Genomic DNA, 18527 nt, shown 5'->3' on the forward strand with positions numbered 1-18527 from the left:
AGATGTCTAAGAATGGCGAGCTCTCAGGGTGGCAACAAACCCGGTGCTGTGTCGCTGGTTCGCAGTTGCACTGTTATGTTGCTTGCCGTGCTCTTGCCACTGACTGGATGTAAGCAGAGTGAGAGCACTCCTCCTACTGAGGTGGAGGTGGAATCGGCCCCAGCCGCCCAGACTAGGATTACCGAACATATCATCGCGGATGCGGTGCTGGCGCCGCTCGCTCAAGCCGCCATTGCGCCACGCATCACTGCGCCGGTCAGCAGGTTCTATATACAACGAGGGTCGAAGGTCAAAGCCGGTGAGTTATTGGCGACACTGGAGAATCGCGACCTGCAAGCGGCGGTTACTGATAGTCAAGGCAGCTACGATGCCGCTCAGGCTTCCTATCAGACGACGACCAAGGCGGTCGTTCCGGAGGATTACCAGAAGGCGGAACTCGATCTTGCCCAGGCGAAGGCTAACCTTGAATTAAACCAGAAGATTGTCGAAAGCAGGAAGCAGCTCTTTGCACAAGGCGCTCTTCCGGGGCGCGATCTTGATACAGCAGAGGCGGCGCTGGTCCAAGCACAGGCGGCCTTCGACTCCGCACAAAAACATCTGGCCGGTATGCGAGAGGTAAGTCGCGAAGCCGCGTTGAAGAACGCGAAAGGTCAACTCGAGTCAGCGGAGGGAAAGTATAGCGGCGCACAGGCGCAGCTGGCGTATTCCGAAGTCAAGAGTCCGATAGCGGGCGTCGTGACGGAGCGCCCTCTGTTTGCCGGGGAGACTGCGGCCGCCGGAACTCCGTTGATCACGATCATGGATACTTCAGCGTTGCTGGCTAAGCTTCACTTGTCACAATCACAGGCACAGTTGCTTCATCTCGGCAACCCGGCTTCAGTAACAGTGCCGGGAGTGGCGGAGCCGGAGGATGGAAGAATAACGTTAATCAGTCCGGCCCTTGACCCAGGCAGCACCACCGTGGAGGTCTGGGTGCGAATCGGGAACTCGGACGGGATGCTCAGGCCAGGCACGGCGGTGAAGGTCTCTCTTGCCGGGAGGACGGTTGATCGAGCGGTGGTGGTTCCGGCTCAAGCGATTGTGACCACTCAGTCAGGTAAGAAAGCAGTAATGGTCATCGGCAAAGACCAAGTGGCTCATCGCACCCCTGTCGAAACTGGCATTGAGGACGGCGGCCTCGTACAGATTGTAAGTGGTGTGACAGCCGGCGCGCAGATAGTAACCAATGGCTCTTATGCGCTTGACGATGGCGCCAAAGTTAAGGTGGTGCAACCTTCTGAGAAGGACGCGGACGAGAAGCCTGCGGCAGGAGAGTCGAAGTGAGCGACCCTGGAGATCGCTTGCTGCGGAGACCCGAAGTAACCCGCCCGTTCTGGCTGGTAAGCTATGCCCGGATTATATTTTTCTTCACCATTGTGCTCGCGGCCGCCGGCTTGTTGTTAGCGTTTCAGATACCTATCTCGGTTTTCCCGGAGACTAACTTCCCTCGGGTCGTGATTGGCATCGACAACGGAGTGATGCCTGTCGACCAGATGCAAGTAGCGATCACGCGGCCGGTGGAAGAGGCAATCAATAGTGTTCCCGGGCTCCAAGTGGTGCGCTCGACGACTAGCCGGGGGTCGGCGGAAGTCAGCCTGTTCTTCAACTGGAACGTCGATATGTTTCATACGCTGCAACTGGTGCAGGCAGCGACCGCAAGCGTGACTCAGACGTTACCGTCGACGGTGCGGTTGACACTGAATCGCCTCACATTTGCGACGTTTCCAATTCTTGGTTACAGCCTTACCTCAAGTACGGTTTCGCAGACGAGGCTATGGGAAATTGCCACCTACGATCTGAAGCCAGCGTTGAACCGCCTCCCGGGAGTAAGCACGGTGACCGTCCAGGGAGGGAAGGTTCCGGAATTTCACGTTGTACCGGACATGGCTAAGTTGCAAGCCTCCGGTGTCACTATCTCGGATATCGTCAACGGGATTCAGCTGACGAACCTCGTCGATTCTCCGGGTCTCTATGAAGCCAATCATCAGTTGGTTTTGGGTTTAGTAGGCGGGCAGGTACACGATGCGCAGGAGTTATCCAGAATTCCGGTGAAGACCACCGCGGCCGGCGTCCCGATCAGGCTGGCCGACGTTGCCAAGATCGTTCCGGATACGCTACCGGTCTACACGGTGGTGACAGCGGATGGAGCGCCAGCAGTATTGATCAACATCACGCGGCAGCCTGCAGGAAACACGGTGGCGGTCGCAAATGCGGCGAACGCTGCGATCGAGCAGTTCAAGAAGACCTTACCTCCGGGCATCCAAGTTCAGCCCTATTACGATCAATCGCAGGTTGTGCGCGCGAGCATTGCCAGCGTCCGCGACGCGATTCTCATTGGCCTGGTATTGGCCTCCATTATCCTGGTTGTCTTTCTACGGGATTGGAGTTCTTCGCTGGTTGCGGGCCTCGTTATACCGGTGACCATCGCAATTACCTTTCTGTTCTTGAGGATCGTCGGCCAGAGTTTTAATTTGATGACTCTCGGCGGCTTGGCCGCGGCAGTGGGTCTGGTGATCGACGACGCGATTGTCGTGGTTGAAAACATCGCGCTTCACATGGAATCAGGAGAGTCGCGAGTCGCGGCCGTGCGGAAGGCACTTCGCGAGATAATGGTTCCTCTAGTGGGCTCAACGGTTACGCCAATCGTCGTGTTCTTACCACTGATCGCGGTAACCGGGGTTACTGGCAGTTTCTTTCGCGCGCTCGCCATCACCATGACGGTAGCTCTGCTAACTTCGCTGCTGCTTGCACTTACCTGGACTCCCAGTCTTAGCCTTTATCTTCTGCGAGCAAAGCCAAGGACGAGAGAGAACCAGAGCCAAGGCGGCGACGAATCTGGGCGCCAGGCGAAGGCGGGCAGACTCATGGCGACCGTTCTTGGCTGGCACGAGCGTGCGCTGCGTTTTGCTCTCAACAAGCCTTTGTGGCTGCTTGGTGGATGTGTGGTTTTGGTCGCCGGGACGTTCTTCGGTTATCAGACTCTCGGAAGCGATTTGCTCCCCGAAATGGACGAGGGAGGGTTCATTCTCGATTACATTATGCCGGCGGGGAGTTCACTGACGGAGACGAACCGGGTTCTGGAGCACGTCGAACGCCTGCTGCGTAATACTCCCGAGGTGCAGAGCATCTCCCGGCGCACCGGTTTGCAGATGGGTCTTGCCGCAGTGACCGAAGCGAATACGGGCGATATTACGGTCAAGCTCAAGAATCAGCGCGATCGAGGCATTGATGAAGTGATGGCTGACCTGCGACAGCAGATCAAAACATCTGAGCCAGAACTGGATGTCGAGTTCACTCAAGTGCTCCAAGACATGATCGGCGACCTGTCAAATGCGCCGGAGCCGATCCAGATCAAGTTATATTCCGATAACCCTGATTTGTTGAACAGCATAGCACCTCGCGTAGGAGATGCTATCAGCAAGCTGCCCGGCGTAGTGGACGTCGAAAACGGCATTGACAATACGATAAGCGGTCCAGCAACGAGCTTTCAGGTGGATCCGGCGGTCGCGTCGCGACTTGGGTTTACGACAGAAGAGATCTCAACGGATGCGACCTCGATACTCGATGGAGTGCAGGCCCTAACCCCGCTCATCCAAAATGGCCATCCTTACACGATCAGAGTGCGTCTCGATGCTGCCCATCGTGCTTCTCTGGACGCGATAGAAAATACCGTCTTTAACAGTGCTTCAGGGCGAACGGCGACCCTGAGCGCACTCGCTGAATTGGAACAACTGCCGCCACAGAATGAGATACGCAGGGAGAACCTGAAGCGATTCGTTACGGTTACTGGCAGATTGGAGGGTTCCGATCTCGGGACGGCGATCAAACGAGTCCAGCAGACGGTTTCCCGGTTGCAGATTCCGTCGACGGTGGGGGTGAGTTATGGCGGCACTTACGAAGAGCAGCAAAAGTCGTTCCGTGAGTTAGGCGCAGTCCTCGCACTCGCATTGGTTCTGGTCTTTGGAGTATTGCTAGTAGAGTTTCGCAATTTCTCTGCGCCTATTGCGATCCTGATTTCGTCGGTGCTGTCGACGGCGGGAGTCATTTTTGCGCTTTTAGTTACAGGAAAGACTTTCAATGTCGCTTCGTTTATGGGCCTGATTATGGTCATCGGCATTGTAGCCAAGAACGGCATCCTCCTGCTGGATGCTGATGAGAATTTCCGCGCCGCGGGTCTTACCTCCTACGATGCCATGCTCAGTGCGGCGCAGAGACGTTTGCGGCCGATTTTGATGACTGCCTTAGCGGCGATCAGCGGTATGCTGCCTTTGGCCTTAGCTCTGGGGGCTGGCTCGCAAATGCTGCAACCTCTGGCAATCGCGGTAATCGGAGGATTATTGATCTCGCTCGCATTGTCGCTGATAGTTACGCCTGCCATTTACTACTATCTGACGCGCAACACTATCGTATCGACAACCTAGAGCAGAGTTTGTGAACGTCTCAGGTCAACTCGCTTTTACCTCAGCAACGAACGATGTTCCCGGCCACTATGCCCTTTGTAGCATTGCGAGTGTCAATGACCAATTGCGATTCGCGAACAATGGCTGGATAGTCATAGGTGGTGTGATCGGTAACGATCATCACTGCGTCGTAATCGCCTAGGCTGGTGACTGGAACTCGTTGCATGTTGAGGTCATAATGACGGCCACGGCCTACGGTGGGGAAAAATGGATCGTTATAGGAGACAATGGCGCCGCGTTCGCGCAGCAGTTCGATGATGGTGAGCGCGGGCGATTCGCGCAAGTCATCGATATCGCGTTTATAAGCCAAACCGAGCACCAGGATCTTCGAGCCGTTCAATGCTTTTCGCCGGTCATTCAGTGCAGCGGTCGCGCGATCGATCACGTAGTACGGCATACCAATATTGACTTCCCCGGCTAGCTCGATGAAGCGGGTGCGAAAGTCAAACTGTTTGGCTTTCCATGAGAGATAGAAAGGGTCGATGGGGATGCAATGGCCACCGAGACCGGGCCCCGGATAAAAGGCCTGAAATCCGAATGGCTTGGTCTTCGCGGCATCGATCACTTCGAACAGGTCGATACCCATTCGCTGGCATAGTTGCTTGAGTTCGTTGACCAGGGCTATGTTGACGCAGCGATAGATGTTTTCGAGAAGCTTGGTCATCTCCGCGGCGGCGGGCGAAGAAACCGGTACGGTACGATCGAAAATCGTCTGATAAAGGGCGGACGCGAACTCAAGAGCAACCGGCCCAACTCCTCCTATGACCTTGGGTATCTTGCGACGGGCAATCGTGTCGTTCCCGGGATCTTCGCGCTCCGGTGAGAATGCCACATAGAAGCCTTCTTCTTCTGCAGTGCGCGCAACTTTTAAGGACTGCGTATTGCCCGCTTCGAGGAGCGGAACAAGGACCTCTTCGGTGGTGCCAGGATAGGTTGTGCTCTCGAGAACAATCAGCTGACCGGCCCAAAGATAAGGCGCGATTGAGGATGCTGTCTTGGTGACGAAGCTCAGGTCGGGCTCGTGATAGTCGTTCAGCGGAGTGGGCACACAGATAAGGACTGCGTCCATAAGTGCGATTTGTGAAAAGTCGGCAGTGGCGGAGAAGCCCTGTTTCCGAGCAGAGCGGATCTCCTCTGGAGTGATGCGGACGATGTAGGAGCCATCTGCATTCAGGGTTTCCACTTTAGCCGGATCGATATCGAAGCCGGTGACCGGAAACCCTTCTTCGCTAAAGAGCAGAGCGAGTGGCAGGCCCACATACCCAAGGCCAATCACGCCAATCCGCGCGGTCCGCCGGTCGAGTTTCTCTTTTCTTTCGTTAATGGGGCTGGCGGCAAGCGCGGGCACTGACATAAGGTGTCTCTAGTTTAACGCGGAGACTGCAATCGAACATTCTGCTGAAGAGAACGTGGGCGCGGGCCTCATTGGACGGGGCGATGGCTCGTCGCAAACTGCTCTAGAATTTCCAAATGGTTTCCCTTACAAAAACCGGCCCGGAGGCACTAGCTGAACTGAATAGCCGCATCCTGATATGCGAGCGCTGTCCGCGCCTCAGGATGCACAGCGAAGAGATGGCGCTGCGCAAACGCCGTGCCTACCAGGACCACGAGTATTGGGGACGACCCGTGCCTTCGTTCGGCGACCCACTTGCGCGGGTATTAATCCTTGGTCTTGCGCCGGGAGCGCACGGTTCTAACCGGACGGGTCGGCCCTTTACAGGAGATGGTTCCGGGAATTTCCTGTATCCCATCCTCTATGAGGCGGGTTTCGCTTCGCAGCCCCACTCCGTCTCACGAACCGATGGCATGCAGCTTCTCGATGCGTGGATCAGCGCGGTAGTGCGCTGCGCTCCGCCCGATAACAAGCCGCTGCCGGCAGAGATCGCAAATTGCTCCTCTTACCTCGACGAAGAGATTGTGGCTCTGGAGCGTCTGCGGGTGGTAGTCTGCCTGGGTAAAATCGCCTTCGACGGGTATGTTGCCCATCTGATCCGGCGCGGACATCTTAGCCGCCGACGCGACTTGCAGTTTGCCCATGGAGCGGAGTTCGAACCGGTCTCAAAGAGGTTCCTGATAGCGACCTACCATCCTTCGCTGCAGAACACGAACACCGGCAAGCTCACTTCCGCCATGTTTCTCAAGATTTTTCAGAGGGCGCGTGAACTCGCTTCTTTCTAGCAAGTGCTCGGTGGCGCCTAGACATCTTCATGGCATGAAACTACATCTTCCTAGCTATAGGAGGGTCAAAGATGCTTGTCGATGTTCTGATTGTCATTCTGGTTTTGATGCTCATCGGCTCCTTCCCCGCGTGGCCTTATAGCCGGGGATGGGGATACTATCCTACCGGAGGTATCGGTCTGATTCTGGCGATCGTAGTCGTCCTGCTTCTTCTCCATGTCTTCTGAGCAAGAGATTGGTACGTGCGGAAGCGGGAACTGCCCTTATACCATTCGCCGGCGCCGACATTCCTTCGTATGGAGCGGCTATTTATATGGAGCGGGAGACCGGGATCGAACCGGCGACATTCAGCTTGGGAAGCTGACGTTCTGCCACTGAACTACTCCCGCAGGCGCTTAGAACAATTCATCAAGACGTGGCTATTCGACATCACGTACCAACAGGGTACCACCTCAGAGCCGAAACGTTCCAGCGAGCCTCAACGCAAGATTGTCCACCGGCACCTGCTGGCCGTTCCACCCAATTTGCGAGACTGGGAATGAGACGACTCTCTGATCTATGGCCAAAGACTTGGGCTAAGGACTCGTATATGTCCAGTCGACGATGTTTTGAATCGCTGTTCCATCCCCACTTGCGGCAGTGAAGCCCACGTACGCCGTGTATCCTCCGAGGATCTCCGACAGGCTGACCGTCTTACTGTTGGTGTTGAACCGATGCCCCAGCGGATCTGTGATTGTCCAGGTGAGTACCGAACCATCGTAGACGATATGCGCATGATCGAGATGCCCCAGGTTTAAACCCAAAGACGAAGGGGTGAGATCGATCGACGGTATCGTGGGAGGAGCGCCATTCTGGTAGAAACCCGTCGAGTCGGATCCTTCTCCAGCATTGTTATAGATGTCGAATTTGATCGCTGCGCTCTGAGGTATGCCGCTGTAACCAAGTCCGCCCCCGCCGGCGCCGATTGCGGTGGTTCCTGCATTCTGCAGAACGAAGGTAAACCCATCGGCCGTCGCGCCCGTAAATTGAAAATCGAAGTCTGTTGTGAATTTTGCAATTGGTACTGCCTGGGAGAAGTAAGCACTTGATAACTGACTTGCGCCTCCATTCGTTAGATGGAGCGTGCTGCCCGTCAGTGCTGCGTTCCCATTCATCACGAGATTGCCGTTGTCGAAGCCAGCAGGATAGTTCGGCACAGTCAATTGGCTGCCCAGGTAAGTCCAGTAGGTGACCTTTTGGCTTGCCGAGACTGAGTCGCTCGAAGCAGTGAAGCCGACATAAGCGGTATTTGCGCCAACCGCTGCCGGTATGTTGACGGCAAAGGAATGCGACCATTTGGCGCCAGTAATCTGGTCGGTGATGCTCAGGTTCAGGGCGGCGCCATCATAAGTGATGTGCGCTTGCATGTAGTCTCCGCTATGCAGATTGATGCCGGTATTCGTCAGATCGATAGCTGGAACGGTGGGCATAGCGCCGTTGAGATAAATACCGGTGGAATCGGGTCCTTCTCCCTGGTCGTTGACTAAGTCGAACTTGACCGCCACACTGTTGGGAATAGTGGCATAGCCAAGTGCGTCTCCATTACCGCCGACAGCGTTCGGCCCGCTGTTCTGAATGGTAAAAGTAAGTCCATCTCCTTGAGGGTTCGATAGCTGAAAGACAAAATCGGTAGTAAATGCCTGGATGTTAACAGGGGTGTTATAGAATGCACTACTTTGTTCATTCAAGCCGCCGTTGGTCAGCTGTAGACGAAAATCGTCTAGAGTGGTGCTGCCGTTGAACTGGATAGTACTCTCCGACCCTACAAAACCATTCGGATAGGCGAACGTGTAAAGCGGATCGATAGTATAAACAGCCGTTACCACAAAGCTAGGCGAGAGACCTGGAGCAACAGCGAGTGTTTGTACGGTCTCTGGAACGGGGATATTCAGAGGCTGAGCGTAGATATTCGAGGAGGTTGTCGGAGTGGATCCATCGACGGTGTAGTAAATGACTGCTCCTGGAGAGCTATCGGTAATGGTCAGCATCTGCGGACCTGAGTACTCTCCGGCCGCCAACGAAAGGGACGGGTCCATAGTTGTAACTGACGAGGTGTAAGTTGCAGTCGACGAGGGGCCTTGCAAGTATCCTGGTGCGTTGGCAACAGCCGTGATGATCTTGCTCGAAGTAATCGTGAACGGGCCAGTGTAAAGGTTTGAACTTATCGAGGGTGTCGAACCATCGGTTGTATAGTAGATTTTTGCCCCGGGCGATGCATCGGAGATGCTCACTACCTGAGAACCAACGAAGCCTGTTGAGGATGGGGTGAAGATCGGGGAAGCGACGGTTGGTAGATTGCCAAGGATCCCATATACGCTCAACTGATTGGCGGTACCGACGTATACTCTGCCGTTGGCCACGGTAGGCACGTTGAATCGTATAGCCGGACCCGGAGTGTCGCGCGCCGAGTTTGCATTGCTTGCATAAAGGAGATTCGCGAGGTTGGTGGCGTCATAGGCCAATAAGAGGGCCGGCCCTGAGATTGTGTAAGCATCGTTCTTCAGGACCCACACAATGCCGCTGTGAGTTCCGTTCGCGGAAATGGAAGGCGTAGGACCTGGGTACGCAAACTGCTCCGCTGTCTGGCTAGTTGGCGCTGACGAGAGAACACCCTTGACGAAGGAGTAGGCCGTCACGCTGTTTGTCCCGCCGGAAGGAACCCCGCCAAAATAGATTTTATTATTCCAGTAAGCAGGAGATCCCCAGATACCCGATCCCCAACTACTGTAGCCTGAACTGGGAGTCTTTACCTCTTGCACTACCTGATCGGCTGTCGTGTTATAACCGCCCAATTGATTCCGGTTTAGAATGGTGATCGTGCCATACTTGCCCACGTGCACCAGTGGATTCAGAGTTGTTCCGGATGCCAGAACCTGACTTGGTAACAACACGGCGCCCCCCGAACCTAGGTCACCATCCTGAGCGTCCAGGGACGCTGCGTTGAAAGGTGTGAACTCATCTTCAACGGTCATCACCCCGCCAGTAAGATCAAGATCGATCAAGCTCATCGCATAACTCTGGCTGTTTGTATAAGGTGGAGCAGTCGCGATGGTCCCATTGCCCGTCGAGACAAACATCCTGCCGAATGGCTGGTTGGGATTGTTCACCTCTGCCGCAAGCCCCGCACCCCCTTGCCATATTCCCCCACCGGTTCCGTTCGGAGTGGTGCAGAAGATGCTGATTGGCTGCATGGTCGCTGCACTATACGAGAAGATCCAGCCATGCCAAGCGCCGTTATCGTTAATCGAGGCGAAGGGGACGTAGACTACGCCGTTTTGCAAGAGTAGTCCGGCTCGCTGAATTTCGAGGCCGGCGTTGAAAGTGAGTACCCCTCCGACGCTGCCACTTCCAGTTCCGGCGACCGATCCCTGGATTAAGGTAGGGCCACCAAACTTCTCCAGCCCTGTTGTAATATCCAGCGCGTGCAATCGAGCAGTCCAGGTTCCGCTGTCTGACGTCATAGCCGCCACGTACATCGTGTTTGTGGTTGGGTCGATGACTGGCGTGCCAAGGATCGTATAGACAGTAGGTTTACTGCCGGTGCCAGCAAGCAATGAAGACTTCCACAAAGGTTTAGCATCGCTGCCGCCATTGCTTCCCGCGTCGAATGCGTACATGGTGCCGTTAGAACTACCAACAAAAACGACGTTATGTACGCCTCTCCCGGGGATTGTAAGCGACGAAACATATAGAGGCTGTGCACGAATCGGGCTATCCACAGGCTGCGAGAAAAGCTTTCCAAAGGTGGCAGTGTTCACGTTCGCTGGCGTCAACACTAGTTCCTTAAGATACTGTCCTGTGCGCGCATTATCATTGTGGGCTGTGAGTACGCTAGCCTCAATGCTAGAAGTTCCTATATAGCTAGCAAAGCCGAGAAAAAAGCAGATCCGCAATGACAAGAGGCAGCTTCGCCGGGAAGATGACAGACCTAGGGATGTGGAAGGATGAGCTATAGTCACACTGCTGGCGACGGGATGTTTCATTTATTCTCTCGCAAGAAAATCCAAGGTGGCTGTGAGACGAAACGCTAAAATGATCTTCAGAGATGGCGCTTCACCGCCCAACTGACATATAGGACCAACCACGTAGCTTCCTAGTCTTCGGCATAGAACGTCGGTTTAGTTCTTCATTGAGACAGGAATGCTTTCGGGTCTACTCCAAGGGTGGAACTAGTAACTGGCTGCCTATACTTATAAAAGCCTTTAGCAGACGCGTCATGCTCAATGCACTATTTCAGATTCCTGCCCGATCTACAACGAAACTTATAGCTGTCATTAGTAATTCCTTAAAACGGTTACCGCGATCTCACGATTGCGCAACGCTCGCAACGTTCGGCCGTAAAGTGTGCTGGATGGTATCTAGAGACTATGCGGTTCGCTCGAGCGGATGTGACTTTCGTTTCGATAATTATGTGTATTGAGGTTCCTAAAGGGGATTACTCGGGTATGACCAACTGCCCGGAACATTTCAAAGCGCCATATCTCGCACCACGCTCGGGCAGAGATGCGAAACTCACGACGCCAGGTCAATGAAGTTGTTAGGGGCCGATAGGAGCAGCGAAAGGTGACACGACTTTCGAAAGAAACGCACCGGTGACGAATTATGAGGGTTAACTCGCTTGCGAAAGCGGTGCCGTCACTCCATAGTGAATCTTTTTGTGGCTAGGGTCGGTGTTTGTTATTGCGGTGTAGCCGGAGGAGCGCCAGCGTCGCCTACCTGGGTGTAGAGCGATGCCAGCTTTCGGGTACCATCATCAAGGGCGGCTCCTCATTGGCATCTCTTATGGCTGCTCGAGAGAGAGAACTTATACTTTGCCTAGCTCCTCGACGGAGCTTTAACGTTGAGGAGAGAGAAAACTCTACTGTATTAGATGGCGCCTCTGTTTATCCGTGGATAGACTGTGCCTCGAGAAGGGCTTTGGCGCTGGTCAAAAGTCATCTCCGATCCGTTAACTCCCGAGGCGCAGAACTCTGAAACAGATTGCTGGTGCAATCACGACCGCGACTATGCTCCTTCTAGCGGAACCGTGCTAGATGGTCGGCGCCCAGCCTTTCTCGTAGTCTCGCTGCCACATCTCCATCGCCTTAGCATCGTTCTTGATCTTGCCGTTCTGGGTGTCGAGGTGCATCTCGCGATTCACCTCCCACGCGATGTTGGAGATTTGCAGCATGGTAACGGCGACGTTTCCGACTTCGATCGGCGCATGCAGCTTCTCGCCTTTCTGGATACCGGCGATGAAGTTCGCGAAGTGCAGGTCCGTCATCGAATCGCGGCCGATGAGATCTGAGGATGAGGTCTCTTTCCCTACTTTGAATTCGCTCGCCTTGTTTCCCTTGGCATCGTAGACCTCATATCCGTCACGATCGACCAGGACCGATCCGGTGGTTCCCATGATCGTCGACCCCCGGTCCCGGTTGTAATATTTCATGCCCTGGCAGCTCTTACCCTCCCAGGACAGAAATTTGTCGTCATACTCGAAGCTAGTCACCAAGGTGTCATAGAACTGCCAGTCATCCTTGAACTGATATCTTCCACCGGAGGCGGTGACCCGGTTGGGATAGTCGACGCCCAGCGCCCAGCGACATACGTCGACTTCATGGGTACCGTTATTCAGAGCCTCTCCAGTGCCGTAGATCCGGAACCAGTGCCAGTTATACGGTTGCACATTGTCTGTATAAGGCCGTCGCGGGGCAGGACCTTGCCAGAGTTCCCAGTCCAGCTGCGGCGGCACCGCGGCTTGCTTTCCCGTTCCGATTGACTTTCTGGTGTTGCTATACCAGGCCTTAGCGAAGTAGGCGCGACCGATCAATCCGTTATGAATCTTGTCGACGATCTCGATCGTATGGGGAGAGGACCGTTGCTGGGTGCCCATCTGCACCAGCTTGCCGTACTTCTGTTGAGCACTTACCAGCAGCGCGCCTTCAGCGGGATTGTGGCTGCAGGGCTTTTCTACATAGACATGCTTGCCCGCCTTAAGCCCCGCGATAGCCATGGGAGTATGCCAATGATCGGGGCTGGCAATGGTGATGGCGTCGACATCTTTCGCCTGCAGGATCTCTCGAAAATCTTTGCCGGTGGCGGCGGAATAACCCATCTCCTGCTGTACGCTGTCGGCGAACTTCTTGAGGATATTGCTATCGACGTCGCATATATGAGAGATCCGGGCAGTATTCTTGTTCGCCTTCAGGGAAGAAAGATGCGCATAGGCGCGGCTGTTCAGTCCGATCACTGCGAAGTTGAGGCGATCATTCGAGCCCATGATTTGACCGTAGCTCTTTGCCGAAGAGGCGATTGCAAATCCTGCACTTCCAATTGCCAGTGTTTCGAGAAACGCACGCCGAGTCGTCATCGTTTTCCTTAGGGATGAACTTCGAGAAGCTTTCTGTTGCAATCCTTTTGTGGTCTCGAACCGGTAAGACGACCTAGCATTGGATACCGGCCTTTTGCAGCGCGTCCTTCAGGCCCTTCATACTGACGCGGGTGGACGCTTCCGGAGTTCCCGCTCCGCGCCAATGTGTCTCCAGACTTACAGCATAGTGGTAGCCATCGCGCTGAAATGCGCGGAACTGCCCGACCCAATCGACCAGGCCGCCGCCGACTGGCTGCCATTCGAACTTGCCGTCTGGCTTGCGGCTCACATCCTTACAGTGACAGTGACCGATGCGTTCTTTGGGAAGACTCTCATAGCCATTCGGGTAAGGAGTATTCCCTGGAAAAGTCCCGGCGTTGCCTGGGTCCCAGTTCAGCATGAAGTTCTTGTTCGGGATGGCTGCCAGAACGGCGGCTCCTTCCTCGCCGGTGCCGGTATTGCAGGCCATCTCGTTCTCAAGGATCAAGATCACGTTGCTTTTGGCGCAGGTCTCGGCAGCTTCGCGGAGCTTGTCATTGATGGCCGCGCGATAGGGCTTCTGGTCGTCCAGTCTCCAGAAGTCGAAGCAACGAAGCCGGTCGGTATTAAATGCCTTGGTCAACTCGATGCAATGTTCCAATAGAGGCGTCTGCTGCTTGAAATCGAACGCGGCATTGAACTGGTCGCGCTTGGGGCTTTGCTTGGACAAGGGCGCCCCGGGCCAATCAGTCTTAAAAACCGGACTGGCGATGTCAGTCACCCGCAGCTGGTACTTCTCGAGGATCTTGCGTGCGTCAGCAATCTCCTTCGCATCGAGATCGCTAATGTTTTTGTTCCACATGCCGCGCAACTCGATCCATTGCAGACCGAAATCTTTCGATACCACATAGCAGGCGTGGTCAAAATCCTGGGAGATTTCATCATTGATCACAGCCAGACGGAATGGACAACTTGTACCAGGTGACTCGCCTGCAGATGCCCGGCCGCGTGCGTGAGACGCGGATGGAAATCCTGAGATGAGGCCCGATGCTGCTAGCCCAGCTACAAACTCGCGACGGGTGGGGGACATCGATGGCTCCTGCACTTACTATGAAATGGCTTAGAGAGCGCCTGTAGATTGAGCGATCACCCTCTATCCGATCCTGGATGCACTCACGAAGCACGGCTTCTCTGTTGAAAGTAGCGCGCGACGCTGAGTTGATTCGCAAATCCCGGAAGTGAAAGGCTCACGCAATCGCAGGCGCCGCCCGAAAGCTCGAAACACCCAATGTAGTTCTTCGATAGCGGAAAATCAATTTTCTAAGGGGCGTAAATGGGCGGCTCGCCTTCCGGCCGAGTCTTCCAGCGGCGATGCAGCCATAGCCACTGTTCAGGATATTGGCGGATATATTGTTCCAGCACCTTGGTGAACATAGCGGTATTGGCGATGATGTTTGCCTCGTTGTCACCGGTACGAATCAGTTCCAGCGGTTCCCCGAAATGGAGGACGTAGCGCCGACTGGCCTCTTCCCACAGCAGGAATCCGGGAAGCACGACCGCGCCCGTCTTGAGGGCGACACGCGCCATCCCGGAAGCAGTGCAGGCTGGGGTTCCGAAGAAGTCCACGAAAAGCCCCTGCGGCGGAGTCATGTTGGTGTCCATGAGTATGCCCACGGTTTCGCCCTGGCGCATCGCGGAGATCAAACCGCGGGCGAAGTCATCTTTATGAACCACATTGTTCCCGTGAAGACAGCGGATGCTGTTGACCAGGCGATCGACGGCTTCGTTATCCAGCCGGCGGATCACCATACTCATCGGGTAGCCCATGAGCGAGTGGTAGAAGCTGGAAAGCTCCCAAGCGCCCAGATGGCCGGTAAGGATGAGAACCCCCTTCCCAGCATCGCGGGCCGCCAGATATCGTTCCAGCCCATCGTAGCTGAGGAAATTCCTGGTATTTTCTGGAGTGTACTTCCGCATCTGGCAGAATTCGGCAAGCAGCCAGCCTAGATTGCGATACTCTGCCCGAAGCAACCGAGTCATCTCGTAGCGGGAGAGCTGCGGAAAGGCAATTTGCAGGTTTCGGTAGCCGACTCGACGAAGACGGTGCAACAGGATATACGCCGCAGCGCCAATGCCGGCTCCCACGGCGCGGGCCGCATTGCGCGGCAACCAACCCAGGCAGCGGATCAACAGCAGGACGGCAACAAACTCAAGCTTTCTTCGCAATGCCTCGCTCGACCAATGCAAAGTGTAGCTCACAAACAGTCGCAGCTACACAGCCCTCCGCCAGACGGTAGCCGAAGCTACCTCTGGCGGATAAATGTCTGGGATTGTGCGGCGAGAAGAGACTACTGCTGAACGGAATGGAAGTACTTGGCTACGGTGCGGACGAAAGGCTTCGCGTCATCCGGCACGGGAACATTGCCCTTCAGGATGTCTTCGAAGGTGTGCCCTTCTCCGTAGAAGCTCTTGGTGTCGTCCATGCTCTGAGTCACGGATGCGCCGTTAAGGTCAATTCCGGCGAAGAGGCCCTTGCTACGGGAGTAGGTGAGGAGCTCGGCATTGAGCTTCCAATCGGTTGCAGCCTGGGAGTTACGTCCAACCGGGCCAGCCGAGGCAGCAGCGTCGCCGCCAATCTTGAACTTCGACTTGAGAAGATCCTGAAATCCCTTGTCATTCACGGCAACCAGGACGACGTCCGTCGATTGACCGCCAAGCTGCAGGCCAAAGGAGCCGCCACCCAGGGTAATAAAGACCGGAGCGCTCCAGCCCTGGCCAGTGCGGCAGGTGACTACTCCACGCCCATACTCCGCGCCGAAGATGAAGGCGCCCTTTTTGAGCCCAGGAATCACACCGATGCAGGTTGCTTGCTGCGCGATCTTATCCGGAATAGCGTTGTCCGGCACATCCATGATCTGCTTGATGGTGCTGGTGGCGGCTTGGATGCGGCTGTCCAATGTTGCCCGGTCGGTGGCGGCATTGGCAGACAACGTGACTGCCCCTAACAGGCAAAGTGATGTAAAAACCTTTTTCATGTGTTCCCCTATCTGCCGGTAGAGGTTTCTCTCCGGACTTGAACAACTCATTAAAGTTTTAAACACAGCAACAGGCGCCCCGCTGCGCGGAGCATAGCCAGTAACCCGTCAGATGCTGATTTTACCTGTAGGGTTGAGAAAAATCGCGATCAAAAGGCCTGAAGGGAGAACAAAAAAAATCGGGGTAGTAAACGCCTATACGGCGATCACTACCCCGTTCCCCAGATCTGCGTTGTTTCTAGTAACACTATGGGTCATAAGGCATGGTTACTGCAAGACACGAAAGTAACAATTTGCGGAATATTGATCTTTAGGCCGTAATGGGAATTCTTTATAGCTTCGGAAGTACAATGCCCTGCTGCTTCTGATATTTCCCTCTGCGATCAGCGTAGCTGACCTCGCAGACCTCATCTGACTGGAAAAAGAGGATCTGACACAAGCCTTCGTTGGCGTATACGCGCGCCGGCAAGGGCGTGGTATTGGATATCTCGAGGGTGACGAACCCCTCCCATTCCGGCTCGAACGGGGTGACATTGACGATGATGCCGCAGCGGGCATAGGTCGATTTGCCGACACAGATCGTCAGGACATCGCGGGGAATCCGAAAATATTCGACCGACCGTGCCAGGGCAAAAGAGTTTGGGGGGACCAGCACCGAATCCGACTGCACGGCGACGAACGACCGTTCGTCAAAGTCTTTCGGATCGATGATCGCGCTGTTGACGTTGGTGAATATTTTGAACTCGTCCGCTACCCGAAGGTCATAACCGTAGGAGGAGAGACCGTAGGAGATCACTCCTTCGCGGACCTGTTTTTCACTGAAAGGCTGGATCATCGAATGTTGCAAGGCTTGTTCGCGGATCCAACGGTCACTCTTAATGGACATTTCTCTCCCTGATTGCGCTTGGGGAACCGATGGCGCTGTTTTTTGCGACTAAAGGAAATCGCAGAATGATGGTCTGAAATCAGCATATTACGGGAGCGGCGATGCGTTGACAATGCTCAGCAAGCCCTCTAGCATCGGCTTAGAGCGGTCTCGGGGGGGTAGCTCCGGGCATTGCTCCAGGGTGGAGAGACGAACCCGCTGATTCTCCGAGGTGAGCGCGTTGATCAAGCAGGACATCATCCACAATGTGATCGAGCGGACCGGATTGCCGCGCAACAAAGCCGAAGCGGCGGTCGACACCGTATTTGAAAGTCTCAAAAAAGCGCTGGCCGGAGGCGATCGCATCGAACTCCGCGGTTTCGGCGTCTTCAATGTCAGACCTCGAAAGACGGGAATCGGACGGAATCCTCGCACCGGGGCGGAAGTCACGATAGCGCCGGGGAAGGCGGTCCGCTTCAAGCCGGGCAAAGAGTTGCACCTGAGTGATGCTCCCGTGACCGCCGACGTCGATGATGACGTTGACGACGAAGAAGACGATGACGATTAGATCCGTCGAGTAAGTGCTGGCTTTTCGACAACTCCTTCGACGGCTAAACCCGGCGCCGGTCTCTCGCCGACAGGCGGCATTGTCGATCCTGCTCGGGGTCGTGACGATAATCACCACTACGAGTACTGGCGCTCTCTACATGTGGAACTTCCGGAGGGGCATTCCGGCCTTTGCCACGGTTGGGGACTTTGTGCCGTTTATGTGGGTTTTCAAGCATCCGGGCGAACTGGCTGGCGGTTTGTCCTTCTCCCTGACCCTATTGGCAATTCTGCTGGCGCATGAATTTGGCCATTGGCTGCTCTGTGCGTACCACCGGGTTGTTGCTTCCTGGCCTTATCTGCTGCCTGCACCGACGCTGAGCGGCACGGCGGGCGCCGTGATCCGCATACGATTCGGCATTCCGTCGCTCGACGCGCTGATGGATGTGGGCATTGCGGGGCCGGTTGCCGGCTGTGTCGTGGCGATTCCTGCGACTCTGGTTGGTTTGCTGCTGTCGAAGACGGCGGCGGGACCGGTACAACCGGTACTGATCCAACTGAACGCTCCGCTGGCCATGAGGCTGTTATATGCACCAATGCGACTACTGGCGCCGTCGTTTCCTTCGCTGGACAACTTACTTTGGCATCCGGTCCTGATTGCCGCCTGGGTCGGCTTGTTCGTCACCTCTCTCAACTTGATTCCAGCCGGGCAGTTGGATGGCGGCCATGTTCTTTATGCGATTTCGCGGCGGTGGCACCGTTGGATCACGATCGCCGTTCCCGGACTGCTGCTGATTGCCGGTCTGACGTTGTGGGTGGGTTGGCTCTTGTGGGGCGTAATCCTGCTGATCCCGGCGATGCGGCATCCCTATGTTGCGGCGTATCCGGAGTTGAGCGGTAACCGTGGCCGCTTTGGATGGCTGGCAGTGTTGATGCTGGTGCTGACGTTCTTGCCTGCTCCTTTCGCTGACGCCGGGCTGCTGGGCTATCTGCGATGACAGAGATTGCAGGTTTGGATTGCAGATTTGCCTGATCGA

The 18527-nt window shown here is 55.3% G+C and carries 13 protein-coding genes and 1 tRNA gene; 6 read left to right on the forward strand and 8 right to left on the reverse strand.

Going from position 1 to position 18527, the window contains the following annotated elements; genetic code table 11:
- Positions 1–12: 12 nt before the first annotated feature.
- Entirely contained in the window at positions 13–1323 is a 1311-nt protein-coding gene (locus tag ACPOL_RS11145; RefSeq protein WP_236657402.1) for an efflux RND transporter periplasmic adaptor subunit, read from the forward strand.
- Positions 1320–4460 carry an efflux RND transporter permease subunit gene (locus tag ACPOL_RS11150; protein ID WP_414633342.1) on the forward strand — a complete coding sequence of 1047 codons (3141 nt, stop codon included), beginning with the start codon at positions 1320–1322 and terminating at the stop codon, positions 4458–4460. The genes ACPOL_RS11145 and ACPOL_RS11150 overlap by 4 nt, the downstream gene beginning before the upstream one ends.
- Before the next feature lie 40 nt (positions 4461–4500).
- Here the strand turns inward: ACPOL_RS11150 and ACPOL_RS11155 are convergent, their stop codons facing one another.
- Positions 4501–5853 carry a nucleotide sugar dehydrogenase gene (locus ACPOL_RS11155; protein ID WP_114207132.1) on the reverse strand — a complete coding sequence of 451 codons (1353 nt, stop codon included), beginning with the start codon at positions 5851–5853 and terminating at the stop codon, positions 4501–4503.
- A gap of 116 nt (positions 5854–5969) precedes the next feature.
- Between ACPOL_RS11155 and ACPOL_RS11160 the strand changes: the two genes are divergently transcribed.
- Both ACPOL_RS11160 and ACPOL_RS11165 read left to right on the forward strand, forming a co-directional pair.
- Positions 5970–6677 (forward strand): uracil-DNA glycosylase, encoded by a 708-nt coding sequence (locus ACPOL_RS11160; protein WP_114207133.1) that lies wholly within the window; start codon positions 5970–5972, stop codon positions 6675–6677.
- Between the two features lie 71 nt (positions 6678–6748).
- On the forward strand, positions 6749–6904 hold the full coding sequence (locus ACPOL_RS11165; RefSeq protein ID WP_114207134.1) for a DUF3309 domain-containing protein: 156 nt from the start codon (positions 6749–6751) through the stop codon (positions 6902–6904).
- 87 nt (positions 6905–6991) lie between these two features.
- On the opposite strand, the gene ACPOL_RS11170 is transcribed toward ACPOL_RS11165, so the two are convergent.
- From ACPOL_RS11170 to dcd, 7 genes are all read right to left on the reverse strand, one after another.
- Positions 6992–7066 (reverse strand) — tRNA-Gly (locus ACPOL_RS11170).
- A 186-nt stretch (positions 7067–7252) separates the two neighbouring features.
- Positions 7253–10333 (reverse strand): chitobiase/beta-hexosaminidase C-terminal domain-containing protein, encoded by a 3081-nt coding sequence (locus ACPOL_RS11175; protein ID WP_236657403.1) that lies wholly within the window; start codon positions 10331–10333, stop codon positions 7253–7255.
- A gap of 1412 nt (positions 10334–11745) precedes the next feature.
- Complete coding sequence (locus ACPOL_RS11180; protein WP_114207136.1) at positions 11746–13065, reverse strand: Gfo/Idh/MocA family protein; 1320 nt, start codon at positions 13063–13065, stop codon at positions 11746–11748.
- 73 nt (positions 13066–13138) lie between these two features.
- Complete coding sequence (locus tag ACPOL_RS11185) at positions 13139–14134, reverse strand: sugar phosphate isomerase/epimerase family protein (protein ID WP_114207137.1); 996 nt, start codon at positions 14132–14134, stop codon at positions 13139–13141.
- 230 nt (positions 14135–14364) lie between these two features.
- Positions 14365–15270, reverse strand: coding sequence for a lysophospholipid acyltransferase family protein (locus tag ACPOL_RS11190; protein WP_114210771.1), 906 nt, complete (start codon positions 15268–15270; stop codon positions 14365–14367).
- Between the two features lie 122 nt (positions 15271–15392).
- The gene (locus ACPOL_RS11195; RefSeq protein WP_114207138.1) at positions 15393–16079 is read right to left on the reverse strand and encodes a lipid-binding SYLF domain-containing protein; all 687 of its coding nucleotides are present in this window, start codon (positions 16077–16079) and stop codon (positions 15393–15395) included.
- A 331-nt stretch (positions 16080–16410) separates the two neighbouring features.
- The gene (gene dcd, locus ACPOL_RS11200; RefSeq protein WP_114207139.1) at positions 16411–16965 is read right to left on the reverse strand and encodes a dCTP deaminase; all 555 of its coding nucleotides are present in this window, start codon (positions 16963–16965) and stop codon (positions 16411–16413) included.
- A 211-nt stretch (positions 16966–17176) separates the two neighbouring features.
- Here dcd and ACPOL_RS11205 point away from each other — a divergent pair, with 211 nt between their 5' ends.
- Positions 17177–17512, forward strand: coding sequence for an HU family DNA-binding protein (locus ACPOL_RS11205; RefSeq protein WP_479686126.1), 336 nt, complete (start codon positions 17177–17179; stop codon positions 17510–17512).
- 13 nt (positions 17513–17525) lie between these two features.
- Positions 17526–18488 carry a site-2 protease family protein gene (locus tag ACPOL_RS11210; RefSeq protein ID WP_161557299.1) on the forward strand — a complete coding sequence of 321 codons (963 nt, stop codon included), beginning with the start codon at positions 17526–17528 and terminating at the stop codon, positions 18486–18488.
- Positions 18489–18527 lie beyond the last annotated feature (39 nt).

Origin of the sequence: Acidisarcina polymorpha (genome assembly GCF_003330725.1) — a bacterium.
Lineage (GTDB): Bacteria > Acidobacteriota > Terriglobia > Terriglobales > Acidobacteriaceae > Acidisarcina > Acidisarcina polymorpha.

What these genes read in the sequence shown, in the direction of transcription:
- ACPOL_RS11145 (WP_236657402.1), top strand. Translation starts at nt 13, where the DNA reads ATGGCGAGCTCTCAGGGTGGCAACAAACCCGGTGCTGTGTCGCTGGTT.
- ACPOL_RS11155 (WP_114207132.1), bottom strand. Translation starts at nt 5,853, where the DNA reads ATGTCAGTGCCCGCGCTTGCCGCCAGCCCCATTAACGAAAGAAAAGAG.
- ACPOL_RS11160 (WP_114207133.1), top strand. Translation starts at nt 5,970, where the DNA reads ATGGTTTCCCTTACAAAAACCGGCCCGGAGGCACTAGCTGAACTGAAT.
- ACPOL_RS11165 (WP_114207134.1), top strand. Translation starts at nt 6,749, where the DNA reads ATGCTTGTCGATGTTCTGATTGTCATTCTGGTTTTGATGCTCATCGGC.
- ACPOL_RS11175 (WP_236657403.1), bottom strand. Translation starts at nt 10,333, where the DNA reads ATGTACGCATTCGACGCGGGAAGCAATGGCGGCAGCGATGCTAAACCT.
- ACPOL_RS11180 (WP_114207136.1), bottom strand. Translation starts at nt 13,065, where the DNA reads ATGACGACTCGGCGTGCGTTTCTCGAAACACTGGCAATTGGAAGTGCA.
- ACPOL_RS11185 (WP_114207137.1), bottom strand. Translation starts at nt 14,134, where the DNA reads ATGTCCCCCACCCGTCGCGAGTTTGTAGCTGGGCTAGCAGCATCGGGC.
- ACPOL_RS11195 (WP_114207138.1), bottom strand. Translation starts at nt 16,079, where the DNA reads ATGAAAAAGGTTTTTACATCACTTTGCCTGTTAGGGGCAGTCACGTTG.
- dcd (WP_114207139.1), bottom strand. Translation starts at nt 16,965, where the DNA reads ATGTCCATTAAGAGTGACCGTTGGATCCGCGAACAAGCCTTGCAACAT.